This is a genomic window from Azospirillum sp. TSH20 (assembly GCF_003115935.1).
Classification (GTDB): Bacteria; Pseudomonadota; Alphaproteobacteria; order Azospirillales; family Azospirillaceae; genus Azospirillum.
The window spans coordinates 85,154-107,028 of the sequence record NZ_LGQU01000022.1 but is presented as its reverse complement, the minus strand read 5'-3'; the positions used below and the strand labels follow the sequence as shown (position 1 = coordinate 107,028).

27 protein-coding genes, 1 tRNA gene and 1 other RNA gene are annotated in these 21,875 nt (G+C 65.3%); 12 read left to right on the top strand and 17 right to left on the bottom strand.

Going from position 1 to position 21,875, the window contains the following annotated elements:
- Nucleotides 1-96: 96 nt before the first annotated feature.
- Nucleotides 97-300 (bottom strand): 30S ribosomal protein S21, encoded by a 204-nt coding sequence (gene rpsU / locus TSH20_RS05915; protein ID WP_012974546.1) that lies wholly within the window; start codon nt 298-300, stop codon nt 97-99.
- A 217-nt stretch (nt 301-517) separates the two neighbouring features.
- On the opposite strand from rpsU, the gene def reads away from it, so the two are divergent.
- Complete coding sequence (def, locus tag TSH20_RS05910) at nt 518-1,099, top strand: peptide deformylase (protein ID WP_109073854.1); 582 nt, start codon at nt 518-520, stop codon at nt 1,097-1,099.
- A gap of 24 nt (nt 1,100-1,123) precedes the next feature.
- Entirely contained in the window at nt 1,124-1,819 is a 696-nt protein-coding gene (locus TSH20_RS05905; protein WP_109073853.1) for a COQ9 family protein, read from the top strand.
- A 122-nt stretch (nt 1,820-1,941) separates the two neighbouring features.
- Here TSH20_RS05905 and TSH20_RS05900 read toward each other — a convergent pair whose 3' ends face one another.
- The 3 genes from TSH20_RS05900 to ssrA form a co-directional block, all read right to left on the bottom strand.
- Entirely contained in the window at nt 1,942-2,322 is a 381-nt protein-coding gene (locus tag TSH20_RS05900) for a TfoX/Sxy family protein (protein ID WP_109073852.1), read from the bottom strand.
- A 13-nt stretch (nt 2,323-2,335) separates the two neighbouring features.
- Nucleotides 2,336-2,833, bottom strand: a complete 498-nt coding sequence (locus TSH20_RS05895) for a ClpXP protease specificity-enhancing factor SspB (protein WP_109073851.1) — start codon at nt 2,831-2,833, stop codon at nt 2,336-2,338.
- Nucleotides 2,834-2,913: 80 nt separating this feature from the next.
- Nucleotides 2,914-3,274, bottom strand: a transfer-messenger RNA (tmRNA) gene (gene ssrA, locus TSH20_RS05890).
- Nucleotides 3,275-3,388: 114 nt separating this feature from the next.
- Here ssrA and thyX point away from each other — a divergent pair.
- Together thyX and TSH20_RS05880 are read left to right on the top strand one after the other, a co-directional pair.
- Nucleotides 3,389-4,330: an FAD-dependent thymidylate synthase gene (gene thyX / locus TSH20_RS05885; RefSeq protein ID WP_109073850.1), complete on the top strand. Its 942-nt coding sequence runs from the start codon at nt 3,389-3,391 to the stop codon at nt 4,328-4,330.
- Nucleotides 4,331-4,346: 16 nt separating this feature from the next.
- Nucleotides 4,347-6,242 carry a tetratricopeptide repeat protein gene (locus TSH20_RS05880; protein ID WP_109073849.1) on the top strand — a complete coding sequence of 632 codons (1,896 nt, stop codon included), beginning with the start codon at nt 4,347-4,349 and terminating at the stop codon, nt 6,240-6,242.
- Between the two features lie 24 nt (nt 6,243-6,266).
- Here the strand turns inward: TSH20_RS05880 and ruvX are convergent, their stop codons facing one another.
- Nucleotides 6,267-6,815: a Holliday junction resolvase RuvX gene (gene ruvX, locus TSH20_RS05875; protein WP_109073848.1), complete on the bottom strand. Its 549-nt coding sequence runs from the start codon at nt 6,813-6,815 to the stop codon at nt 6,267-6,269.
- A gap of 76 nt (nt 6,816-6,891) precedes the next feature.
- Here ruvX and TSH20_RS05870 point away from each other — a divergent pair, with 76 nt between their 5' ends.
- The 3 genes from TSH20_RS05870 (at nt 6,892) to gatA (ending at nt 9,306) form a co-directional block, all read left to right on the top strand.
- The gene (locus tag TSH20_RS05870) at nt 6,892-7,434 is read left to right on the top strand and encodes a GNAT family N-acetyltransferase (RefSeq protein WP_109073847.1); all 543 of its coding nucleotides are present in this window, start codon (nt 6,892-6,894) and stop codon (nt 7,432-7,434) included.
- A 103-nt stretch (nt 7,435-7,537) separates the two neighbouring features.
- Complete coding sequence (gene gatC / locus TSH20_RS05865) at nt 7,538-7,825, top strand: Asp-tRNA(Asn)/Glu-tRNA(Gln) amidotransferase subunit GatC (protein ID WP_014248134.1); 288 nt, start codon at nt 7,538-7,540, stop codon at nt 7,823-7,825.
- On the top strand, nt 7,825-9,306 hold the full coding sequence (gene gatA, locus TSH20_RS05860; RefSeq protein WP_109073846.1) for an Asp-tRNA(Asn)/Glu-tRNA(Gln) amidotransferase subunit GatA: 1,482 nt from the start codon (nt 7,825-7,827) through the stop codon (nt 9,304-9,306). Before gatC ends, gatA begins: the two co-directional genes overlap by 1 nt.
- 82 nt (nt 9,307-9,388) lie before the next feature.
- On the opposite strand, the gene TSH20_RS05855 is transcribed toward gatA, so the two are convergent.
- Both TSH20_RS05855 and TSH20_RS05850 read right to left on the bottom strand, forming a co-directional pair.
- Entirely contained in the window at nt 9,389-9,589 is a 201-nt protein-coding gene (locus TSH20_RS05855; protein WP_109073845.1) for a hypothetical protein, read from the bottom strand.
- Nucleotides 9,590-9,666: 77 nt separating this feature from the next.
- Nucleotides 9,667-9,858, bottom strand: coding sequence for a hypothetical protein (locus TSH20_RS05850; protein ID WP_109073844.1), 192 nt, complete (start codon nt 9,856-9,858; stop codon nt 9,667-9,669).
- 106 nt (nt 9,859-9,964) lie between these two features.
- On the opposite strand from TSH20_RS05850, the gene TSH20_RS35260 reads away from it, so the two are divergent.
- Nucleotides 9,965-10,330, top strand: a complete 366-nt coding sequence (locus TSH20_RS35260; RefSeq protein WP_199232069.1) for a hypothetical protein — start codon at nt 9,965-9,967, stop codon at nt 10,328-10,330.
- A gap of 379 nt (nt 10,331-10,709) precedes the next feature.
- Nucleotides 10,710-12,140: a site-specific integrase gene (locus tag TSH20_RS05840; protein ID WP_158281956.1), complete on the top strand. Its 1,431-nt coding sequence runs from the start codon at nt 10,710-10,712 to the stop codon at nt 12,138-12,140.
- Here the strand turns inward: TSH20_RS05840 and TSH20_RS34885 are convergent.
- From TSH20_RS34885 to TSH20_RS05810, 6 genes are all read right to left on the bottom strand, one after another.
- Entirely contained in the window at nt 12,124-12,270 is a 147-nt protein-coding gene (locus TSH20_RS34885; protein ID WP_158281955.1) for a hypothetical protein, read from the bottom strand. The two genes, TSH20_RS05840 and TSH20_RS34885, sit on opposite strands and share 17 nt — an antisense overlap.
- 94 nt (nt 12,271-12,364) lie before the next feature.
- Nucleotides 12,365-12,616 (bottom strand): hypothetical protein, encoded by a 252-nt coding sequence (locus TSH20_RS05830; RefSeq protein WP_109073841.1) that lies wholly within the window; start codon nt 12,614-12,616, stop codon nt 12,365-12,367.
- Between the two features lie 57 nt (nt 12,617-12,673).
- On the bottom strand, nt 12,674-13,579 hold the full coding sequence (locus tag TSH20_RS05825; RefSeq protein ID WP_109073840.1) for a hypothetical protein: 906 nt from the start codon (nt 13,577-13,579) through the stop codon (nt 12,674-12,676).
- Between the two features lie 43 nt (nt 13,580-13,622).
- A complete protein-coding gene (locus TSH20_RS05820) occupies nt 13,623-13,817 on the bottom strand; it encodes a hypothetical protein (RefSeq protein ID WP_109073839.1) in 195 nt (64 codons plus the stop codon).
- 12 nt (nt 13,818-13,829) lie between these two features.
- A complete protein-coding gene (locus TSH20_RS05815) occupies nt 13,830-14,189 on the bottom strand; it encodes a hypothetical protein (protein ID WP_146205421.1) in 360 nt (119 codons plus the stop codon).
- 790 nt (nt 14,190-14,979) lie between these two features.
- On the bottom strand, nt 14,980-15,651 hold the full coding sequence (locus TSH20_RS05810) for a recombinase family protein (protein ID WP_109073837.1): 672 nt from the start codon (nt 15,649-15,651) through the stop codon (nt 14,980-14,982).
- A gap of 445 nt (nt 15,652-16,096) precedes the next feature.
- Between TSH20_RS05810 and TSH20_RS34880 the strand changes: the two genes are divergently transcribed.
- Nucleotides 16,097-16,243, top strand: coding sequence for a hypothetical protein (locus TSH20_RS34880; RefSeq protein WP_158281954.1), 147 nt, complete (start codon nt 16,097-16,099; stop codon nt 16,241-16,243).
- 407 nt (nt 16,244-16,650) lie between these two features.
- Here the strand turns inward: TSH20_RS34880 and TSH20_RS05805 are convergent, their stop codons facing one another.
- The 4 genes from TSH20_RS05805 to TSH20_RS05790 form a co-directional block, all read right to left on the bottom strand.
- Entirely contained in the window at nt 16,651-16,929 is a 279-nt protein-coding gene (locus TSH20_RS05805) for a hypothetical protein (RefSeq protein WP_109073836.1), read from the bottom strand.
- Between the two features lie 80 nt (nt 16,930-17,009).
- Nucleotides 17,010-17,414: a BRO family protein gene (locus tag TSH20_RS05800; RefSeq protein WP_109073835.1), complete on the bottom strand. Its 405-nt coding sequence runs from the start codon at nt 17,412-17,414 to the stop codon at nt 17,010-17,012.
- Nucleotides 17,415-17,714: 300 nt separating this feature from the next.
- Nucleotides 17,715-19,124: a type I glutamate--ammonia ligase gene (glnA, locus tag TSH20_RS05795; protein WP_109073834.1), complete on the bottom strand. Its 1,410-nt coding sequence runs from the start codon at nt 19,122-19,124 to the stop codon at nt 17,715-17,717.
- A 304-nt stretch (nt 19,125-19,428) separates the two neighbouring features.
- A complete protein-coding gene (locus TSH20_RS05790; RefSeq protein ID WP_012974531.1) occupies nt 19,429-19,767 on the bottom strand; it encodes a P-II family nitrogen regulator in 339 nt (112 codons plus the stop codon).
- A 368-nt stretch (nt 19,768-20,135) separates the two neighbouring features.
- On the opposite strand from TSH20_RS05790, the gene TSH20_RS05785 reads away from it, so the two are divergent.
- Nucleotides 20,136-20,211, top strand: a tRNA-His gene (locus TSH20_RS05785).
- Between the two features lie 191 nt (nt 20,212-20,402).
- Entirely contained in the window at nt 20,403-21,866 is a 1,464-nt protein-coding gene (locus TSH20_RS05780) for an NAD(P)H-hydrate dehydratase (protein ID WP_109073832.1), read from the top strand.
- The last annotated feature ends 9 nt before the right edge of the window (nt 21,867-21,875 follow it).

Below are 21,875 nucleotides of genomic sequence, written 5' to 3'. Positions count from 1 at the left end.
CCCACGCGAGGATCGCGGGACGGTCGGGTGCAAGACACAAGGGGTCTTGGGCGCGCATCACACGCGCCCTTCGCAGTCGCTACGTGCGACCGACGATTAATAGCCCTCGCGTTCCATCCGCTTACGGAGCAGCTTGCGGGTGCGACGCACCGCTTCAGCCTTCTCACGCGCACGCTTCTCCGAGGGCTTCTCGTAGTTGCGACGCAGCTTCATTTCACGGAAAATGCCCTCGCGCTGCATCTTCTTCTTCAGCGCGCGGAGGGCCTGATCGACGTTGTTATCTCGGACCAGAACTTGCACGTTTACCGTCACCCTTCCAAGTGTGCCGTGTTGCGCAAAGGCAACAGATAGGTATGCGCGGCGGGCGCACCCCTTGTGTGGGCGCAGTGTGTAGCATGCTCCACCGCCTTTGTGAAGGGGAGTCTTCGGCCCGCAAGCATAAGCCCGGCCAGAACCGCTGTGGCATAACCACAGGAATCGGTTGCTCCGGCCGCATTCACACTCCAGATATAGCGGCATGCCAGTGCTTCCAATCGCCCGGATGGGCAATCCCGTACTCCGCAAGATCGCGGAGCCCATCGCCGACCCGACCGATCCGGCCGTCGCCCGGCTGGCGGCCGACATGATCGCCACCATGCTCGATGCTCCCGGAGTCGGGCTGGCCGCGCCGCAGATCGCGGAGTCGCGCCGGATCATCGTCTTCCGCATCCCCGCCGACCGCGGCGAGGGGGAGGAGGTGGCGAACACCGTCCTGGTCAATCCGGTGATCGAGCCGCTGACCGACGACATGGTCATGGGCTGGGAAGGCTGCCTGTCGATTCCCGGCCTGCGCGGGCTGGTGCCGCGCTATGCCCGCATCCGCTACCGCGGTTATGGCCTGGACGGCGCCCGGATCGATCGGGAAGCGTCGGGATTCCATGCCCGTGTGGTCCAGCACGAGGTCGACCACCTGGATGGCGTGCTCTATCTTGATCGCATGGACGATCTGCGGCTCCTCGTCTGCACCGAGGAGATGCATCACCTCAACGCCGCGCTGGCCGCGGCGACTCATATCACGGCCGCGCCGGGCGCGGCCACGGACGCGCCGACCCCGGCCTGAGGGCGAGCGCAGGGAGATTTGGCGATGAGCATCGACACGCTTCGCGACGAGATCCTGGTGGCCAGCCTGCCCAACGTCGTCTTCGACGGCTGGAGCCTGCAGGCTCTGCGCGACGGCACCGAGATGGCGGGGCACGAGCCGTCGGCGCTGCTTCGCGCCTTTCCCGGCGGCGTCACCGACGCGGTGGAGCATTTCGCCGACTGGGCCGACCGCCAGATGCTGGACCGGCTGGAAGCCCAGCCGATGGCCGAGATGAAGGTGCGCGAGCGCATCTCTCTCGCCGTCCGCACCTATTTCGAGGTTCTGGAGCCCTATCGCGAAGCCAAGCGCCGGCAGCTTTCCTACCTGGCGATGCCACAGAACGTGACGCTCGGCCTGCGGTTGCTCTACCGCACGGTGGACGCCATGTGGTTCGCCGCCGGCGACACCTCCACCGACTACAACCACTACACCAAGCGGGCGCTGCTGGCGGCGGTGGTCAGCTCCTCCACCTTCTATTGGCTGGACGACAAGTCGGAGGACCATGCGGAGACCCGCGCCTTCATCGACCGGCGGCTGGCCGACGTGATGGCGGTGGGCAAGGCGACCTCGTCGGTCGGCAAGCTCGGCTCGATGCTGAACTTCCTGCCCAACCCGCTGCGCTTCGCCCGCCAGATGCGCCAACGCACCGCCGGTGCCCAGGCGAGCAACGCGACGATCCACATGGCGGAGAATATTTGAGGGGGCGCGTGGGAAGGGTGAAGGGTAGTACAGGGAACCATGCGGTTCTTGATTCTTGGATCACCCCTCCACCCTTCCCACGCCTGACGGCGCGGGTCCCTTCCCTCTCCGGGGGGGAGGGCCTATTCCGCTATGGCAGGTTTCTTCCGCTTCACCTTCGCCGCCTTCTTTGCCGCCGCCCGCAAGGCCGCCTCGAACCCCGACCGGGCCCAGGGCAGCAGTTCATCGCGGTCGTCCAGAGCCGAGTCGGGAGGCGGGTAGTAGGACAGGGTGGTCGGTTTGTCCGGCATCGGCCGGAAAGGCTCTAGCCCCAACTCCGTGAACGCCGCGCGGTTCACGTCGTCCGCCTTGAAATACAGGGTTTCGTCCGCGACCAGCGCGAAGGTCAGCCCGTCGATGGACAGGCCATAGCCGCCGAACATGCGGCGCGCCCGCACATCGCCCAGCGGCGCCATCATCTCGCAGAGCGTGACGACATACTCGCTGGGCGGCTGGGACGGCATGTGTGGGAAGCGGTTACTTCTTGCGGAAAGCGTCCAGGGCCACGACCTCGCCGCGCTTCGGCTCCTCGGCCGGGGCGCTTTCCTCAGCCTTTTCCTCGACACGCTCGGCGGCGGGGCGGGGCGGCATGGTCGAGACCTCCGCCGATTCGGCGGCGGCCAGCGGCTGGAACTGCAGCGCGAAATTCACCGACGGGTCGGCGAAGGTGGTGATGGCGGCGAACGGGATCACCAGCCGCTCATGCACGTTGTTGAAGCTCAGCGTGACCTCGAAATGATCGTCCGTCACGTCCAGCCCGTAATACTGGAACTGCAGGACGATGGTCATCTCGTTCGGATACTGGGAGGCCAGGTAATCCGGGATCTCCACGCCGGGGAAGCCGGTGCGGAAGGTCAGGTAGAAATGGTGATTGCCCGGCAAGCCGCGCTCGGCAACCTCGGTCAGCGCGTCGCGGACAACGCCGCGCAACGCGGTCTCGACCATGCGGTCATAGCGGAGCTGCTCTTTCGGCATGCTTGGGCGGGTCCCTGATAACGCGATCGGTCCGGCGTCCCGCCTTGGCCGAGGGCCGGCACGAAACGCTGGAAAGAAGAGGTGTGGGCCTTCTGTTGCTAGGCGGCCCACGGCCCCACCCTTAGGCGCTAACCCTCGGGGATTAGGTTTAGGCTACCAGCCGCCGTTAGGCAGCGAGGCGAGCCTGAGCAACGTTGTCGTTGGCAACTATTGCAACGGCCCGATAACGGCGGAACCATGCCGAGCGAAAACCATGCCTTTACCACGCGTGTCGATCCTATTTCGCCCCCAACGACCCCGGTCAACGAGTCCGGTGTATGGTTGGTGGAGGCGCCGGGTACCGCCCCCGGGTCCACAACGCTTATTCCACAAGGCGTTTATCGCCATAGTCGGCGAACCGACGAGGCGAATATAGGCACTCCCGTTCGGCAAGGGAAGGGGGTGTGTGCATGATCGCCGAATGCGTTGCGTTGACGCGGGGCACTTCGTTCGTTCACCGTTCCCGACAGCCACGCGGTCTGGTAAGACAGCCGGCACCGTAACCCCGGAGTCACCATGCCGATCACGCCCGAGCAGCGCGACGAAATCGATCGCCTGCGCGCCGTCACCGCCACCACCCGCCGCGCCACCGTCCCGGCGTTGGAAGAGGTCCTCTATCAGCCGCTGGAGGTTCTGGACCACGGCTTCGTCCGCGTCATCGACTATATGGGCGACGATTCGGCGGTCGTGCAGGCGGCGCGCGTGTCCTATGGCAAGGGCACCAAGAAGGTCAGCGAGGATTCCGGCCTCATCAAGTATCTGATGCGCCACCGCCACTCGACCCCGTTCGAGATGTGCGAGATCAAGTTCCATGTGAAGCTGCCGATCTTCGTCGCCCGCCAGTGGATTCGCCACCGCACCGCGAACGTGAACGAGTACTCGGCGCGTTACTCCATCCTCGACCGCGAATTCTACGTGCCGGCGCCGGAACAGCTGGGCGCCCAGGCCGTGGTGAACCGCCAGGGCCGCGGCGACGTCCTGGAAGGCGAGGAGGCGGCCAACGTCATGCGGCTGCTGCGCGAGGATTCCGAACGCGCCTACAGCCACTATGAAGAGATGCTGAACCACCGTGAGGACGGCAGCGTCATCGATCCGACCCGCCAGGGTCTGGCGCGCGAACTGGCGCGGATGAACCTGTCCTTGAACTACTACACGCAGTGGTACTGGAAGGTCGATCTCCACAACCTTCTGCATTTCCTGTCGCTGCGCGCCGATGCCCACGCCCAGTATGAGATCCGCGTCTATGCCGACGCGATGCTGGACGTGGTGAAGCGCTGGGTTCCGGCGGTCTACGAGTCCTTCACCGAATACCGCATGGGCGGCGCCCACCTGTCGCGCACCGGCCTTGACGTGGTGAAGCGCCTGCTGGCCGGGGAGCCGGTGACGCAGGAGGCCAGCGGCCTGTCCAAGCGCGAATGGCGCGAGCTGATGGACCAGCTGGGCCGGACCGAAGCTTAAGACGGAACCGAAGACGATGACGCCGGATCAGGCCGAAAGCATCTACCGCCAGGGCCTGATCGCCGCGCAGGCCGGCCGCTGGGCCGAGGCTCAGGACCTTCTCGCCCAGGCCATCACCGCCCGGCCGGGCGTCGCCGTCTGGTGGGCCAATTACGGGCTGGTGCTGGAAAGTCAGGGCGACATTCCGGGAGCGGCGCAGGCCTATGCCGGGGCGCTGAACCTCGACGGCGGTCTCGCCATGGCGATGGACGGCCTGCTGGTGATGGCGGAGACGCTGGCCGGCGCCGGGCGCGCCGATCTGGCGGAAGGCTGCTACCGCCGCGCCATCGCGCTCAGCCCTGCCACGCTGGCCGCGCTGGTGAATGCCGGCAATCTGCTGCGGGCGCAGGCGCGCAGGGCCGAGTCGGCGGCGCTGCACCGCCGCGCCGCGATCCTCGAACCCGACAGCTGGATCCCGCCCTACAACATCGGCAACGCGCTGGCCGAGATGAACCGGCTTGACGAGGCCGACCGCGCCTATCGCGCCGGGCTGTGCCTGGAGCCGTCGCGGGTGGAGCTGTGGGCCAACCGTGCCAGCCGCTCTCTCGCTCCCCAGGCCCGCATCGGCGAGGCCTTGACCGCGCTCGACCGTGCGCTGCGGCTGGCACCCGGCGCTGATTCGCTGCACAGCGCCCGGCTGTTCCTGATGCAGTACGACCCGGCGCGGACGATGCCGCAGATCGCCCAGGCCCATGCCGACTGGGGTGCCCGCTATCCCGACCGGCCGGCCGCCGCGGTGGCGGCGCCGGCGCCGAGGCTGCGCGTCGGTTACGTCTCCGCCGATCTCCGTGCCCACCCCGTCGGCACTTTCCTCGAGCCGGTGCTGGCCGCCCATGACCGTGGCGTGGTCGAGGCGATCTGCTATTCCAACACCGCCAACCCGGACGCCGTGACGGCGCGGCTGCGCGGTCTGGCCGACGGCTGGGTCGACACCGTGGCGATGGATGACGCGGCCCTGCTGGAGCGCATCCGCGCAGACGGCATCCATATCCTGGTCGATCTGGCCGGCCACACGCTGGGCAACCGGTTGGGCGTCTTCGCCCGGCGGGCGGCGCCGGTGCAGGTCACCTGGGCCGGCTATGTCGGCACCACCGGCCTGCCGGCGATGGATTACCTGATCTCCGACCAGCGGCAGAGCCCGGAGGGCGCCGACGGTTGGGCTATCGAGGGCATCGTCCGCATGCCCGACGCCTATGTCCCCTGGTCGCCGCCGGCCGCCGCACCCGCCGTGGCGCCGCTGCCGATGATCGCGCGCGGCGCTCCGACCTTCGGGTCGCTGAATGCCCTGCCCAAGCTGAACGCGCAGGTCGCCTCCTTGTGGACCCGCCTTCTGGCGGCGGTGCCTGGGTCGCGGCTGCTTCTGCGCACGCCCGGCCTGGACGATGCGGATTTGCGGGCACGGACGCTGGCGCTGTTCACGGCCGCCGGCGCCGACGCGGCCCGCATCGAGCTGCACGGCGCGGCCCCGCATGCCGAATTCCTGGCAACCTATGGCGAGATCGACGTCGCGCTCGATCCCTTCCCCTATTCGGGCGGGCTGACGACGCTGGAGGCGCTGTGGATGGGGGTGCCGGTGGTGACGCTGGGCGGAGACCGCTTCTGCGCCCGCCACACGGTGACCCACCTCACCTCCGCCGGACTTCCGGCGCTGGCGGTCGAGGGGGAGGAAGCCTACATCGCCATGGCCGCCGCGCTGGTGTCCGATCCGGACGGGTTGGCGAGCATCCGCAGCCGCCTGCGCGACCGGCTCGCCGCCTCGCCCGCACTGGATGGCATGCGCTTTACCCGCGTGTTGGAGGCGGCCTTCGGCGCCATGTGGCAGCGCGCCGCGGCAGGGCAGGGACGGGCGTCCTTCGCCCTGAACTTCGACTGAGGTCAGCCTTTGTCGGCGACCGCTTCAATCGCGGTCGTAATCGTCGTCCCGCTCTTCCTCGCCTTCGTCTTCATCCGCTTCCGCGGCGAGGCGGCGCTGGTTGGCCAGCATGTCGAGCGCACCCTGCAGGATGTAGGCGGCGGCCATCTTGTCCACCACCTCGTCCCGGCGCTTGCGGGTCATGTCGGCCTCGCCGATCATGAAGCGCTCGACGGCCGAGGTGGACAGCCGCTCGTCCCAAAAGGCGATTTCGGCCTCCCAGCCCAGCAGGTCGGGACGTTCCAGCAGGTTCTTGGCGAAGGCGCGCACCGACTCGGCACGCGGCCCCTCCGTTCCGTCCATGTTCAGCGGCAGCCCGACCACCAGCCCGCCGATGCCGTAATCGCGGATTGTCTTGCCCAGCTCGCGCGCATCCTGGGTAAATTTGGTGCGCTTCAGCGTTCCGATGGGAGATGCGACGATCAGTCCCGGATCGGCCACCGCCAGCCCGACGGTCTTGGTGCCGACGTCAAGGCCAAGCAAACGTTGGTTTTTGCCCAGCCGGGCCGCGAGTTCGGAGAGGGTATGGATCATGATCCGACCATAAGGCCGCAGCCTTGTCACTGCAAGATCGCTTGAGTTGTTGTAAAAGATACTTATTCTTCTAAGTATGAGCAGCGCACTATCCCTTACCGCCTTGTCGCACCGGCCGCTCGCCGACGCCGACATCCCCACCATCTGCGGGTTCCCACGCAACGCGGAGGAGCTGTATTTCCTGTTCCCGCGCGCCGTCTGGCCGCTGACCCCGGATCAGGTCCGGGCGACGCTGGGCCTCCGCCGCGATCCGACCGTGGTCACATTGACCGAGGATGGGCGGGAGCGCGTGGTCGGCTATGCCAACTATGCCACCTTCGAGGATGGCTGCACCGCCAGCATCGGCAATGTCAGCGTCGACCCGACCCTGCGCCGCCGCGGTATCGCCGAATATCTGGTGCGGACGATGATCGACCGCGCTTTCGATCACCATCACCTGCCCGAGCTGACGCTCTATTGCTTCAACACCAACACGCCGGGCCTGCTGCTCTATGCCAAGCTCGGCATGACGCCGATCGCGCTGGAGACGCGGGTGACGCCCTGGGGCGAGCCGATCGCGCTGTTCAAACTGCGCATGGAACGCGCCAATTGGCAGTCGGCGACCCGCATCGCCGCATGATCCGGCGCCTTCTGAGCGGCGGAATGGCCGCAATCGTTGCGGTGCGCGTGCGCGGGTGATAGCTTCGCGGCCGATTTCCAATGTTTTGGAAGAGAGTAGAGGCATGTCGCTCGACAAGGCCACGGTGGCCAAGATCGCGCATCTGGCCCGCATCAAGGTGCCGGACGAGGAACTGGAATCCCTGGCTGGGGAACTGAGCCAGATTCTGACCTTCGTGGAACAGCTCAACGAGGTCGACACGAAGGACGTGCCGCCGATGACCAGCGTCGCCGCGCAGAAGCTGCGCCGCCGCAAGGACGAGGTCACCGACGGCGGCTACGCCGCGCAGGTCCTGTCGAACGGTCCGGAAACGGCCGAAGGCTTCTACGTCGTGCCCAAGGTGGTCGAGTGATGACGGCGCTCACGCATCTGACGATGGCCGGGGCCCTGGATGGCCTCGCCAAGAAGGAGTTCACCGCGGTCGAACTGACCGAGGCGCACGTGCGCGCGGTCGAGGCCGTGCGACCCTTCAACATCTTCATCACCGAGACCCCCGACGCCGCCCTGTCGATGGCCAAGGCCAGCGACGAGCGCCGCGCGAAGGGCTCGGCCGGGCCGATGGACGGCCTGCCCATCGCGGTGAAGGACCTGTTCTGCACCAAGGGCGTGTCGACGACCGCCGGCAGCCATATCCTGGACGGCTTCAAGCCGGAATATGAGTCCACGGTGACCTCCCAGCTTTGGCGCGACGGCGCCGTCATGCTGGGCAAGGTGAACCTGGACGAATTCGCCATGGGCTCCGCCACCATCACCGCCTATCAGGGCGAGACGGTCAGCCCGTGGAGCCCCGGCGCGCCGGATGCCTGGGAGAAGAAGATCGTCGCCGGCGGTTCGTCGGGCGGTTCGGCCGCGGTCATCGCCGCGCGCGCGGCGCTGGGCGCCACCGGCACGGACACCGGCGGTTCGATCCGCCAGCCGGCCGGCTACACCGGCACCGTCGGCATCAAGCCGACCTACGGCCGCTGCTCGCGCTGGGGCATCGTCGCCTACGCCTCCTCGCTGGATCAGGCCGGGCCGATGACCCGCACGGTCGAGGATGCGGCGATCATGCTGCGCTCCATGTGCGGTTTCGATCCGAAGGACTCCACCTCGGTCGATATGCCGGTTCCGGATTTCCGCGCCGCGCTGACCGGCGACATCCGCGGCCTGCGCGTCGGCATTCCGAAGGAATACCGGGTCGAGGGCCTGTCGGCCGAGATCGCCGCGCTGTGGGACCAGGGCATCGCCTGGCTGAAGGAGGCCGGCGCCGAGCCGGTCGAGGTCAGCCTGCCGCACACCAAATACGCGCTGGCCGCCTACTACATCATCGCCCCGGCCGAGGCGTCGTCCAACCTCGCGCGCTATGACGGCGTGCGCTACGGCCTGCGGGTCGAGGGCGGCAACCTCAAGGAAATGTACGAGAACACCCGCGGCGCCGGCTTCGGGAAGGAAGTGCAGCGCCGCATCCTGATCGGCACCTATGTGCTGTCGGCCGGCTATTACGACGCCTACTACAACAAGGCCCGTCAGGTGCGCACGCGCATCAAGTGGGACTTCGACGAGGCGTTCAAGAGCTGCGACGTCATCCTGACGCCGACCGCGCCCAGCACGCCCTTCGCCATCGGCGAGAAGATGGACGATCCGGTGCAGATGTACCTGAACGACGTCTTCACCGTTCCGATCAACCTTGCCGGCCTGCCGGCCATGTCGGTCCCGGCCGGTCTGGGCGCCGACGGCTTGCCGCTTGGCCTGCAGCTGATCGGCCGACCCTTCGACGAGGAGACGCTGCTGCGCGTCGGCCACGTCGTCGAAAAGGCCGCCAACTTCACCGCGCTTCCGCCCTTTGTGGCGTGACGCGGGGGATGTGACAGCGAAAGGGCCGGCTCGCAGGAGCCGGCCCTTTTCGTTTGGAGTGTCGTTGGCCGACGCCTGCTCATCACGCCCCGCCGATCCCCTGCACATAGCTTTCGCCGGTCTTCGGATCGATGTTCTCGCCCGTCCCCGGCGTCCCCGGCGGTGCCTCGTCCTTGTCGCTCATTGGCTCGACCGCCGGCTTCACCGGGATCGGCTTGGTCGCCGGACGATCAGTGCCGGACCGGTCGTTCTGCGGCAGATCGGACCTCTTGTCTTCGGCCATGGCGGCATTCTCCCTCTGTTGGCTTGGTTCACCTCCACCCAACAGGCCCTCCGCCGCTTCGTCACCCTGCGCGCCCACTATTCGGCGGCTTCCAGCGCCACACGGGCCAGTTCCAACAACTTCTTGTCCACCTCTGCCTCATCATAGCCGGGGGTGTCGGCCAGCGAATCGCGCAGGCGCATGGTGATGAACTCCCCGGTGTGGTGCTTCTCGTAAAGGCGGACATCGCCCAGCGCCTTGGCGACGCGGTGCAGCCTGTCGCGATCCATCTTGCCCTCCCGTCTTGGTCACCCATCTTGATCACTGCTGTGCCAACAGCCGGGCCGCCGCATCATTCCTGTGCGTTGAGTTCCCCATGCGCCGTACTGCGCATGGATGCTGGAACAGGACGCGGCTCTCCGGCGTCCCTGTTCATGGCTGCAATCACTGGCGATTGGGGGCGAAGGCATGGACCCGGGACACGATCAACGGCGCGAACTGCTCACCCGCGTCCGCCATGTCGTCGAGCATTACGAGCGCCACAGCACCGCCGGCCCCGCCATCATGCGTGGCGTGCGCTATGACCTCGCGGTGCGGGCGACCGATCTGAACGGCGACGGCTGCCTGTTCCCGGCCTGCAATTGCGCAAAGGCGGATTGCGCGGAGCGGGCGGGCGGTGCGCCGCCTGATGTCGGCGTCTGGAACGAACAGGCCAAAAAAGAAAACCGCCCCCGGCGCGAACCGGGAACGGCTTTCGATTGATGCAATGCCGGCCGCGGCGCCCGCTTCCGGACGCCGCGAGGCAACATCAGACCGAGTAATACATCTTGGACCCCCGCAGGGGTTCGGTAAGGTGCTGATACCACAGGGGAATTTCCGTCCTTGGCTGCAACAGACCCCCCAAAGTGGACCCCATCAGGTCCACCGGAGGGTCCACCCAGGGTCCACGGGAATGCATGTGCGTCGGAAAGGTGGCGTTTACCAATGGCGGCGGAAGGTGCCTCTTGCGCTCGCTCAGAGGTGGAAGCGGAAGGAGTTGGTTAGGTCGCTCCATACGTCCAACCGAGCGGATGCGCTCAAGGCTGCCCGGCAGATGTCGAGCGTGGCCGATGGGCTGTTCGAGGAGTTGGAACGGGGACCGATGCTGACCACCACCCAGATTGAAGAGCTTGCACGCAAGTGGTTTGACGATGCGCGCAAGGTCGATGAAGAGCAGCGGCTCCGGGCTACTCCGCAGAGGGCGGCATACACCACTGCCCAGCCTGGGGAAGACCCCGTCAGCGCAGACGTTAATCTGTTGCATGACTTCCTTGATGACGCCTGGGAGGCAAACGCGCAGAACGATGTCGGCAGGGTGGCTGCTGACGTAGAGGAGTTGGTCGGGGGGAGTGGGCTGACCCTTGGCGAGGACGAACGCCGGGTGCTCTCTAAGCTCCTCCTGCGGGCACACGTCCAGTTGCTCAAGCTCTCCATCGCCAGGAGGCAGGGGGACTACTCGGCTAAGCCGGATGATGAGGTCTTCGTCCCTGCCATGGCCCCGGCACCTGCAGCGGTCCCGGAAGTGGTGGACCCTGCTATGAAGTCCATCAAGTTGGGCGCACTGGTGGAAGCATTTGCGGAGAGCCAGGAGCGAGACCGGAAGTGGACACCGGATACCAAGCGCAAGAGTGTCCCAAAGCTCAAGCTGTTCGTTGAGACGGTCGGGGATAGGCCGGTGGACACTATCGAGCCTGACCATATCCGTGACTGGCGTGAGGCGCTTGAGGGACTTGATTTGTCTCCCAACACCATCGGCCTACACTTCAAGTTGGTGTCGGCTATGTTCAACTGGGCCAAGCGGGAGCGGAAAGCGACCATAGATAACCCGACAAAGGGCTTGGCTCCGCGCCCAGAGAAGGGCACGCGAGATGCTTACACGCCAGAAGACTTGGTGAAGCTGTTCCACTCCCCGATGTTCACGGGGCATTGGAGAGATGACCGGAGGGACCGGCCAGGGAAGCAACTGGTCCGTGACCACAAGTATTGGTTCCCCCTCATCGCTCTGCACACAGGCATGAGGGTCGAGGAGATTGCACAGTTAAAGCGTGATGATCTTCGGGAGATTGACGGGGTCTGGTGCTTCGACATCACCAAGTCGAAGACGCCTGCGGGGGTCCGCAAGGTTCCCGTGCATCCCAGGCTCGTTGCGCTGGGGCTGCTGGACTACCGCGAGAGCGTGCGGGGAGCCCAGCTATGGCCCCTGCTGCAGGCGGGCACAGAGGGGAAGCACAGCCAATCGTTCGTGCAGTGGTGGCCCCAGTTCCGCAGGCTCATCGGCCTGGACCGTGAGGGGCTCACCTTCCACTCGTTCAGGCACACGTTCATCTCGTTCCTGCTGGAGAAGAAGGGCGTGGCAGAACACACGGTCGCTCGCATCGTGGGGCAGGAGGTCCGGTCCATCACGTCTGGCACCTACGGCGGCAAGCTCGCGACCCCCGCTGATCGGCTGGAGGTCTTCAAGGATGCAGACTTCGGGGTGGACCTCACGCACCTCATAGAGCCGACTCGGTTAGGAGCTACAGCGGAGGCATGACACGGAAGAGGTGACCCAGCGTCTTGGTGCTGTCCACCTCACGGGCCACCTCCACACCATCGACGTAGGCGACGAAGGAGCCATTCTCCTTCCAGTCGATGCGGATAACCCCGGCGGCAGTCGCTGCCACGTCAGACTCGGAAGTCATGACCTGGGTGCCGTCTTCGTTCACGATACGCGTGTAAGCCATTGTGTCTCTCGCTTAGATTTGGATGGGGAAGTCTTTACCAGTCGAACGAATAGTGTTTGACATTCTCGTTGCCGCGCGTGTCGGTGCCTTCGATGATCTTTGTGGTGTTGTCGGCACCCTTGAAGGCTTTCCAGAGGTCACGGAGCGGGTCACCGGTGCGGGCATGGGTGATTTCCTGACCACCGTCGACGAGGTGGACGGACAGGCCGAACCGACCCTTCCGCATTACGATGGGGCCGAGCGTCAGGGTGTTGGCGTCGTCGGTGGTGGTGTTCTCGGTGGTCATGATCGGGTTCCTTTCGGGATGCAGGGAGGGGCCACCGTGAGGCAGCCCCGTGAGTGGTCAGCGGATACGGATGAGGTTCATCTTCACGGCCTGCTTGTAGGTCATCTGGCCGTATCGCGGGATGTTCAGCAGGATGGTGCCGTTGGGGTGACGCTGGGCGGTGATGCCGCTGCCGAACTCGGCGTTCAGCACTGCATCGGGGTCGGTGTCCGCCAAGCTCTGGGCGTAGCGATTGGCGAGGGCGACATAGACGGAGGTGTCACCCCCCTGCACATGGGCCTGCATCGCCTGCCGCATCTCGCCAGGAGCGTTCGCCATGGCCCAGTCGTAGACCGCTGACGGGTCCATGCCGGTGGCCTTGCTGATGACCGCTGCCGCCTGGGAGGCATAGCCGCCGTGGACACGCTCCATGAGTTCAGCCGCCTGCCCAGGCTCCATGCCCAATTCACTGGCGATGTTGGTCAGCGTGCTGTGGGAGACCTCCCCACCTCCCACCACGTCCAGCATGGCGCGAGTGGAGGTTGAGGACGAGAGGTCACGGTTCAGGTTGTCCACCAGGGACTGGGTCTGCTTGTCCATAGGGGCGGCCTGGGCTTGCTGCTGGGCAGCCTGGGTGGCCTGCGGGGCCTGCTGCTGGGGTGCCTGCTGGGCAACCGCAGGGGCAGCCGTGGGGGCGGTGTACATCCCCGTGTTGGGGTTGCGGACCAGATAGCCAAGCTGTTCAGCCACGGCAGCGGAGGTCTGCATGCCACCGACCCGGACAAGGGTGTCGGGGCCGATCTGACTGGGGGCCACTGGGGAACCGAACTGGCTCACCGCAGAGCCGACGATGTCCGTCCCAGTGGGGCCAGAGACGTGGACGGCGGTACGCTCGCGCCACACGCTGGAGGCATTGTCCTGCCCGGTGAGGGCCGGTGCGGTGGGGGCAGTGGCCGGGGTGGAGGTGTCGATAACGTCGGTCATGTTGGTTGTCCTGATGCTGATGGTGTTGGGGAGAGGGGCTCCCTCACCCGTGGGGGATGGTCTTGGTCTTGGCGCGGCGTCGGCTGGATGCCTCGCGCTTGCAGTCGCGGCAGTCGTTCGACCACACCGACCGTCGACCGGGGTGGCCGTTGGGGCAGGGCTTGCCGCTGTCGTAGCTGGGCAGGCCCTGGGTCATGGCGACCATGCGGGCAATGCTGGAGGGGTCGTCCTTGGGCATGGCGGTGACCCCTCAGACGAAGGAGCGCTTCCGCCCCTTGCCGGTCTTCTTCACCCCACCCCCACCGTAGGAGAGGGTCAGGTTCGACTTGCGGAGGTCGAGGGGGTTGCCGTTGAGGTAACGGACGCTGGCACGCCAGGGGTTGCCCAGGATGAGACGGGCCACCGTGACCATGGTCCGGTCTTTCAACTTCGACCGCACATAGGTGTAGGTGCCGTCCCCGTTGAGTCTCCACGTCCTGCTACCCAGCAGAGGGACCAATTTCTCGTAGTCCTCAACGTCGATGATGGCGACCTCATCTGAGTTTGAGAGGGGCACCGTCATCCAAGGGCGACACTTCGTCTGCGTTACGCTCTCGCTGTTCTCGTTCATGTGGGCACCTGAAGGCATGACTCGGCGCACCACCGACCGTGCTAGGTCAGGAGCGTTCGAGTGGAGTTGACGGGGAAGGCGGGAGGGGTGGATGGGTAATAAAGGAACAAATCTTGGAGATAGATAGACACCCCATCTCACACGAAGACACAAAAGAAAGGAGGGAGCAGCCCTAAGACCACTCCCTCAAAGTCAACATGGCAACGTTCAATGCTAACTGACGTCTGTACCGTAGATTAGCAAACGAATGTGTTTATGACACCATAATGGATCATCACCATCATGGCCTTTGTATGTGGGTGTTGCATTAAATAGCCACTTCACGTCCCACTTATCGTGGGGCTGTAGGTGTGACTCAGACCATTATCTTCATTGGAGAAGGTATGATGGTATCCATTGAGGATGGAGGTCTTCCGTCTCCTCTTCCTCTACCCCTCTCTGTCTACTTTATTTCTGTCTACTTTATTTCTGTCTACCGATAATGGCTTTCCGGTTGTTACCCAGGGAAAGCGCTATCGGAAACAGAACTGCATGCGGATCATTGAGCCAGATGTCTGAGAGGAGGACGGGTCGCATCCCGCTAACCCGTCCACTCCCAACCAGAGCAAAGGAAACAATGACCGAACAGACCTACGAGCACCGAGACCGACCGGTAACCGAAGCCTTGGACAAGAGCGGCACCGAGAAGCGCTTCTTTATCCTGGAGGGTACAGTAATTGTCCCTCGCTCCTGGGTGTGAATGGGACACATTCTTTCCGCCTCTTGATCGGCCCGATGGGGCCTGCCTGGGTCAGGAGGCCACCCGTTCCACCGCACGCTTGACCGCCGTGGCCGTCCAGTTGCCCCCGCGCGGGGTCTTCACGCCCATCTCGTTGAGCTTGGCAGCCAGGGCGTTGAGACTGGTGACCCCCTGGGCTTGGAGTTCCCTGACCACCGGCATGACGCCGTGCGCTGCCTTGGTGGCCTTCTCCTGCCGCGCCACGGTCGCCAGGGATGCGTCCGGTGCCTGGGCAGGGCGATACCCCCGGTCGCCACCCAGCTTGACTCCACGGGCCTTGGCAGCCTGCAGCGCGGCCTTGGTGCGGGTGGAAATCATCTCACGTTCGTGCTCGGCCATCGCAGCCATGATGTGGACCGTCAGCCGGTTGGCGTTCGGCATGTCGACCGCAGTGAACTCGACCCCGCTGTCCAGCAGGTTGGCGATGAAGGAGAGCTTGCGGGCCAGACGGTCCAGCTTAGCAATCAACAGGGTGGCCCCGGTCTTCCTGCACAGGGTGATGGCGGCTTCAAGCTGGGGACGGTCGTCCTTCTTGCCGCTCTCGACCTCCACGAACGGCGGCTGAATGAGGTGGTCACCAGGGCGCAGGAAGGCGTCTATGGCTGCCTGCTGGGCCTCCAGCCCGAGACCGGAGCGACCCTGCTTGTCCGTGCTGACGCGGAGGTAGGCGACGTAGGTGGTCATGGCAGGGGCTCCGGTGCGTGTGTCCGTGGTGGCGAGAGCACCAGTACCGCCAAGCCTCCGTCTGTGTCAACACCGATCATCGTTCGTCGATGGGTGATGACATGGCCTCTCACCCAGCTTCCCCCGCACCGTGGCCCCTGCTGCTGGGCGGCGCGTGTGTCGTGGCGTGTTCTGCGCGGGTGAATGCTCGGGCCTGCATGAGCGGGTGGGCGTGCATCACGCTTGCGCGGGCACACGGGGGGGGACGGGCGCGCTTCCATCTATCAGATGCCCCCTCGGAATTTTCCCAAATTTCAGGCCGCTCAAATCTGAGCCGCAAGTATCCACCCGTGGATAGATCGTCCAGATCAAGCAAGGAATTTGCCGAGACTGCAGATATAACCCTTAGAGTTACTCCATTAGTTCGGATAATGTCCCTGCAGCACTTCAACACGGGATAACGACCATGCACATTGCCTTCCGCTCCTTCACCGTCGAGGTCCACGCGCAGAGCCTCTATGTCCGCCTGCCGTGGGTTGGTGAGGTGTTCGCCTACCGGGGGCACGGCGTGACCTTCAACGGGTGGAAGGAGGCACAGCGCGGGATGGTCTGAGGGGCTCGGCCCAGGCACGGGCTGCCGTTCGACCTTCTCAGCAGCGAGGCGCAGTGCCTCCGCGAAGGTGGTCGGGATGGCGGGCATCACCGGGGCAGCCGGGACCATGCCCTTCTCGTAGGCGTCGAACTTCTTGATGACCTCGACCGTGATGTCGATGGCGGTGGCTGTGCCAGATTGCGTGGTCACGAAGATGGCCTGCGCCTTGTTGAGGTAGTAGGCGGTCGCCGGTCGGCCCCGCATCCCGGTCTTTTCCTTCACCGTGCAGATAATTCCCAGGCCAGCCAGGGCAGCTTCATGCCGCTTGATGAGGTCGCGGATAACGCGGGGGCGGTCATACCCGAGAGCCTCGGCCAGATCGGTGTCGAGGACGCGGGGTTCGCGGTCGATGGTGGTGATGGTCGATCTTATTGCGGTGACGGGTCAGCTTCTTGGCCGTTGATGCGCTTCCGCAGCACCGCCTTACGGGCCTCAATCTCCATGCTGATCCAGCTATCGCGTGCCCGGAAGTTGTTCTTCATGAGAATGGCCAAGAGATTGACCACCGGAGCGAGCAGTAGGATTGTGATAAGTACCTGATCTTGACTATCTCTTCTCGGCCAACCGAACTTCGACAGGGCGTACGCCGCCAGCATCAACATGGCTATGTTTAACAAGACGGCGAGAACACGGAGTAACGATTGCATCGTTTGGTCTTCCGGAAGGTGGAGTCTGCTTCGTTCATAGCCAAGCCATCCCAAATGAACAACCCTTGGAAGAGAAGCACCTAAGCAGCCTGCATCAACTGGGCCTCCAGTTCGTCGACGGTGGAGTCGCCGGTCGCGACCTTCTCCTCGCCCATGACGTACATGCCGTCCTTGCGGAGGGTCGGGAGGACCACGTCGGTGACCCACGATTTGAGAGCCTGGGCGGCGGGAAGTCGGCTTCCCAGGATGAGGGCATTCACCCCGCCCTCGGAGATGATGACCTTGGTGGGGTTTCCGCGATTTCCGTCGCGAACCACGACGGTATTCCGCTGGTTTGCAGAGGTATGGCGAAGCACCGCGTCACGGGTGTTCGTGTAGCCCAGCAGGGCGCACACCTCGCTTGCCAGGAACCAGGGTTCTCCCTTCTGGTCGAGGACGCGGATGGTGGTGCCGTGGAAATCGAAGGTGGTCAGAGCGTTGGTCATGATGTGGGTCTCTCGGTTGTCGAGTGCGCATCGGCGCTCCTGACCACCATCACCACCGTGCCGACTCTCCCGACTCACAGGAGACTCACTGGATGCGGTCTGCGCTTCCTCCGCAAGGGTAGGTGCGGGGGAGGCATGGGGCCACTCAGCGAGTCTCCTGCGGGCTCACAGGGGGGGTGTGCCCATAATGAAGAAAACCCCGCCGACAGTTAAGCCGACGGGGTCCACTTGACAGGTCCACTGATGGGGTCCACTTTCCGGGTTGGACGGAAGCAAACCCCAAGAGTTCAGCGGCTTAGATCAAACAGAATAATACATCTTGTACTCGATCGGGTGCGGCATGGTCTCGAAGGCCATCATCTCTTCCGTGCGGAGGTCGATGTAGCCGTCGATCATGTCCTGCGAGAAGACATCGCCCTTGCGCAGGAACTCGTTGTCCTCGCGCAGAGAGTTCAGGGCTTCGCGCAGCGAGCCGCAGACGGTCGGGACCTTGGCCAGCTCTTCCGGCGGCAGGTCGTACAGGTTCTTGTCCATCGCGTCGCCAGGATGGATCTTGTTCTGGATGCCGTCCAGGCCGGCCATCAGCATGGCGGCGAAGGCCAGGTACGGGTTGGCCGACGGATCCGGGAAGCGGACCTCGACGCGCTTGCCCTTCGGCGAGGCGACGTACGGGATGCGGCAGGAGGCCGAACGGTTGCGGGCCGAGTAGGCCAGCAGCACCGGAGCCTCATAGCCCGGGACCAGACGCTTGTAGCTGTTGGTCGACGGGTTGGTGAAGGCGTTCAGCGCCTTGGCGTGCTTGATGATGCCGCCGATATAGTACAGAGCCAGTTCCGACAGGTCGGCATACTGGTTGCCGGCGAACAGCGGCTGGCCGTCCTTCCAGATCGACTGGTGGCAGTGCATGCCCGAACCGTTGTCGCCGAAGACCGGCTTCGGCATGAAGGTCGCCGTCTTGCCGTAGGCGTGGGCGACGTTGTGCACCACGTACTTGTAGTACTGCATGTTGTCGCCGGTGCGGACCAGCGTGTCGAACTTGATGCCCAGCTCGTGCTGGGCGGCGGCCACCTCGTGGTGGTGCTTCTCGACCGGAACGCCCATCTCGGCCAGGACGCTCAGCATCTCGGCGCGCAGGTCGTTGCAGCTGTCGATCGGGGCGACCGGGAAGTAGCCGCCCTTGGTGCCCGGACGGTGGCCCAGGTTGCCGTCCTCATAGTCCTTGTCGGACGAGTAGGTGCCCTCGTCCGAATCGAACTGGTAGGAGACCTTGTTCATCTCGACCGTGTACTTCACGTTGTCGAAGATGAAGAACTCGGCTTCCGGACCGAAGAAGACGGTGTCGCCGATGCCGGCCGAAGCGGTGTATTTCTCGGCGGCCTTGGCGATGCCGCGCGGGCAGCGGGCGTAGGAGCCGCCGGTGCCCGGATCATAGACGTCGCAGAGGATGTTCAGCGTCGGCTGGGCGGCGAACGGGTCCATGATGGCCGTCGTCGGGTCCAGCTTCAGGATCATGTCCGACTCTTCGATGCCCTTCCAGCCGGCGATCGAGGAACCGTCGAACATGATGCCGTCTTCGAACACGTCCTCGTCGATGGTCGAAACGTGCTGGGCCGTGTGGTGCAGCTTGCCGCGCGGGTCAGTGAAGCGCAGGTCCACGTACTTGACGTCGTGTTCCTTGATCAGGTCGAAGACCTTGCTGATGTCGGACATGTCTCTTTTTCCACGCTTTAAGAGGGTTGGATCCCGCTGCGTCAAGCCGCTGCCCAAGCCCCGTCGGGGTCTTGGCGGCGGAGGGCGGCGCTCGCGGCGGACGTTATCTCACGCCTTTCTTCCCCGCACAACGCGCCAACCCAAAAAGTCGCACGTTCGCCATAGGCGGCCATCGGCCGTTCGGCGAGGTGTGCGGCCGGGGCCGGCAGGAGGTGATGGGGAAAGTGGCGCATGTTGGCGGATGCTGGTCGGGAGGGTGCCGGTCGGAAGGGAGGAGCCGGTGGACGATGCTATCCAGGCGCGATCAGATCGCGTCGGCGCCCTTCTCCCCGGTGCGGATGCGGACCACCTCCTCCACGGGCGTGACGAAGATCTTGCCGTCGCCGATGCGGCCGGTATGGGCGGCCTGCTGGATCGCCTCGATCGCCCGTTCCACCAGGGAATCCTCCATCACCACCTCGATCTTCACCTTCGGCAGGAAGTCCACGACGTATTCCGCGCCGCGGTAAAGCTCCGTGTGGCCCTTTTGGCGGCCGAAGCCCTTGGCTTCGGTGACGGTGATCCCCTTGATCCCGACTTCGTGAAGGGCTTCCTTCACCTCGTCGAGCTTGAACGGCTTGATGATGGCTTCGATCTTCTTCATGGGTCTCTCGTGTACGAGGTGCCAACGCCGGCAGGCACCGTCCACGGCACTGCCGACAGCGACGACGATAAGCATGGAGCGTGCCACATTCGGCCGGTCCGATCCGGCGGCATCGACGCTGGTCATAAGACGGACGGGTGCCGTCCAATGGGGCAGGGTGCTGCCAAAGGATTCAGCGGAGTGAACAATATTTGTGCAACTGGTGCAAGCGCTCCGCGGCGCCGGGCGTGTCACGGCCTTTTTGGCCGGGCGAAAGGGGTGCCGTTCCGCCCCGAAAGAAGTTTTTTCACTTTTCGTGAAAAAGGCGCTTGACCGACCAGCCGCGGTGGAGCATAACGCGGCTCCCGACGGCGGAAACGCTGACGGCGGCGGTGGTAGCTCAGTTGGTAGAGCTCTCGGTTGTGGTCCGAGCGGTCGTGGGTTCGAGTCCCATCCATCGCCCCATCTTCTTCTTCGCGTCTTGGAAAATTTCGGTTTTATAAACGTCCGCACGGCTGGCCCGCCGTTTTGCGGACGTTTATGCTTGTCCGCATCATTTGTTCCGGGTGAAGACACTGCCTACGGGTAGAGCGGGCGTACGCATCTTCGCCCGCCCAAGGAACGGCAAGGCAAGCCAGGGTCGGGGGGAGTGGGGGATGGATGAGCTTCTATCCGTCGCGGAGATGTATCGGGCCGACCAGCTGGCCATCGCCGCCGGGGTGCCCGGCCCGGCCCTGATGGAGGCCGCCGGCGCCGCCGTGGTCCGCGCCGTGTGCGAGCGCTGGGCGCCGCACCCGACCGCCGTGCTCTGCGGCCCCGGCAACAATGGCGGCGACGGCTTCGTCATCGCCCGGCTTCTGCTGGAGGCCGGCTGGCCGGTGCGGCTGGCGCTGCTCGGCACGCGCTCGGCGCTGACCGGCGATGCGGCGGTGGCGGCGGAGCGCTGGCCCGGCCCGATCGAGGCGGCCGATCCCTACATCCTCAAGGGCAACCCGCTGGTCATCGATGCGCTGTTCGGCGCTGGCCTGTCCCGGCCGCTCGACGGGCTTGCTCGCGCCATCGTCGAGGCGATGGAGGGGCGCACCGTCGTCGCCGTGGACGTACCGAGCGGCCTTCACGGCGACAGCGGCCGGGTGCTGGGAGCCGCTCCGCAAGCGGCGCTGACCGTCACCTTCTTCCGCCGCAAGCCCGGCCATGTGCTGCTGCCCGGCCGCACCCTGTGCGGCGAGGTGGTGGTCGCCGACATCGGCATCCCGGAGCAGGCTCTGGACAGCATCGCCCCGCAGACCGCGGTGAACGAGCCGTCGCTTTGGAACCACCGTTTCCCTTGGCCGGCGCTGGACGGCCACAAATATGCGCGCGGCCATGCCGTGGTGCTGGGCGGCGCGCGGATGACCGGCGCGGCGCGCCTAGCCTCGGTCGCGGCGCTGCGGGCCGGGGCCGGACTGGTCACCATCGCCTGCCCGCCGGAAGCGTTCCCCATCTATGCCGCCGGCTGCGCCAGCGTGATCGTCGATCCGTTGGAGGATGCCGGCGCCTTCGCCAAGCGGCTGCAGGACCCGCGCAAGAACGCCGTGCTGATCGGGCCGGGGGCGGGCAGGGGCGCGCAGACCCGCGCTGCCGTGATGGCGGCACTGGACGCCGGGCGGGCCTGCGTCCTGGATGCCGACGCGCTGACCAGCTTCACCGAGTCGGCCGACGAACTGCTCGACCGGCTCGACAAGCGTTGCGTCCTCACCCCGCATGAGGGGGAGTTCGCCCGGCTGTTCGGTGATTCGGTCGGCATGGACGGCGACAAGCTGTCGCGGGTGCGGGCCGCCGCCGCGCGGTCCGGCGCGGTCGTCGTCCTCAAGGGGGCGGACACCGTGGTCGCGGCGCCCGACGGGCGTGCCGTCGTCAATGTCAACGCGCCGCCCGATCTGGCGACCGCCGGCACCGGCGACGTGCTGGCCGGCATCGTTCTCGGCCTGCTGGCGCAGGGAATGGACGGGTTCGAGGCCGCCTGCACCGCCGTCTGGCTGCATGGCGAGGCGGGGCGCGCGCTCGGCCCCGGCCTGATCTCCGACGATCTGGCGGGGGCGCTGCCCGGTGTGCTGAAGGCGCTGAAGGCGCAGGGTTGAGGTCCGCCG

What these genes read in the sequence shown, in the direction of transcription:
- ruvX (WP_109073848.1), bottom strand. Translation starts at nt 6,815, where the DNA reads ATGATCCATACCCTCTCCGAACTCGCGGCCCGGCTGGGCAAAAACCAA.
- TSH20_RS05805 (WP_109073836.1), bottom strand. Translation starts at nt 16,929, where the DNA reads ATGCAATCGTTACTCCGTGTTCTCGCCGTCTTGTTAAACATAGCCATG.
- TSH20_RS05815 (WP_146205421.1), bottom strand. Translation starts at nt 14,189, where the DNA reads ATGAACGAGAACAGCGAGAGCGTAACGCAGACGAAGTGTCGCCCTTGG.
- TSH20_RS05830 (WP_109073841.1), bottom strand. Translation starts at nt 12,616, where the DNA reads ATGACCACCGAGAACACCACCACCGACGACGCCAACACCCTGACGCTC.
- TSH20_RS05780 (WP_109073832.1), top strand. Translation starts at nt 20,403, where the DNA reads ATGGATGAGCTTCTATCCGTCGCGGAGATGTATCGGGCCGACCAGCTG.
- TSH20_RS05840 (WP_158281956.1), top strand. Translation starts at nt 10,710, where the DNA reads ATGCTGACCACCACCCAGATTGAAGAGCTTGCACGCAAGTGGTTTGAC.
- TSH20_RS05900 (WP_109073852.1), bottom strand. Translation starts at nt 2,322, where the DNA reads ATGCCGTCCCAGCCGCCCAGCGAGTATGTCGTCACGCTCTGCGAGATG.
- TSH20_RS05870 (WP_109073847.1), top strand. Translation starts at nt 6,892, where the DNA reads ATGAGCAGCGCACTATCCCTTACCGCCTTGTCGCACCGGCCGCTCGCC.
- TSH20_RS34880 (WP_158281954.1), top strand. Translation starts at nt 16,097, where the DNA reads ATGCACATTGCCTTCCGCTCCTTCACCGTCGAGGTCCACGCGCAGAGC.
- gatA (WP_109073846.1), top strand. Translation starts at nt 7,825, where the DNA reads ATGACGGCGCTCACGCATCTGACGATGGCCGGGGCCCTGGATGGCCTC.
- TSH20_RS35260 (WP_199232069.1), top strand. Translation starts at nt 9,965, where the DNA reads ATGCTGGAACAGGACGCGGCTCTCCGGCGTCCCTGTTCATGGCTGCAA.
- TSH20_RS05850 (WP_109073844.1), bottom strand. Translation starts at nt 9,858, where the DNA reads ATGGATCGCGACAGGCTGCACCGCGTCGCCAAGGCGCTGGGCGATGTC.
- TSH20_RS05810 (WP_109073837.1), bottom strand. Translation starts at nt 15,651, where the DNA reads ATGACCACCTACGTCGCCTACCTCCGCGTCAGCACGGACAAGCAGGGT.
- TSH20_RS05895 (WP_109073851.1), bottom strand. Translation starts at nt 2,833, where the DNA reads ATGCCGAAAGAGCAGCTCCGCTATGACCGCATGGTCGAGACCGCGTTG.
- TSH20_RS05790 (WP_012974531.1), bottom strand. Translation starts at nt 19,767, where the DNA reads ATGAAGAAGATCGAAGCCATCATCAAGCCGTTCAAGCTCGACGAGGTG.
- thyX (WP_109073850.1), top strand. Translation starts at nt 3,389, where the DNA reads ATGCCGATCACGCCCGAGCAGCGCGACGAAATCGATCGCCTGCGCGCC.
- TSH20_RS05800 (WP_109073835.1), bottom strand. Translation starts at nt 17,414, where the DNA reads ATGACCAACGCTCTGACCACCTTCGATTTCCACGGCACCACCATCCGC.
- TSH20_RS05825 (WP_109073840.1), bottom strand. Translation starts at nt 13,579, where the DNA reads ATGACCGACGTTATCGACACCTCCACCCCGGCCACTGCCCCCACCGCA.
- gatC (WP_014248134.1), top strand. Translation starts at nt 7,538, where the DNA reads ATGTCGCTCGACAAGGCCACGGTGGCCAAGATCGCGCATCTGGCCCGC.
- TSH20_RS05905 (WP_109073853.1), top strand. Translation starts at nt 1,124, where the DNA reads ATGAGCATCGACACGCTTCGCGACGAGATCCTGGTGGCCAGCCTGCCC.
- TSH20_RS05820 (WP_109073839.1), bottom strand. Translation starts at nt 13,817, where the DNA reads ATGCCCAAGGACGACCCCTCCAGCATTGCCCGCATGGTCGCCATGACC.
- def (WP_109073854.1), top strand. Translation starts at nt 518, where the DNA reads ATGCCAGTGCTTCCAATCGCCCGGATGGGCAATCCCGTACTCCGCAAG.
- TSH20_RS05880 (WP_109073849.1), top strand. Translation starts at nt 4,347, where the DNA reads ATGACGCCGGATCAGGCCGAAAGCATCTACCGCCAGGGCCTGATCGCC.
- glnA (WP_109073834.1), bottom strand. Translation starts at nt 19,124, where the DNA reads ATGTCCGACATCAGCAAGGTCTTCGACCTGATCAAGGAACACGACGTC.
- TSH20_RS05855 (WP_109073845.1), bottom strand. Translation starts at nt 9,589, where the DNA reads ATGGCCGAAGACAAGAGGTCCGATCTGCCGCAGAACGACCGGTCCGGC.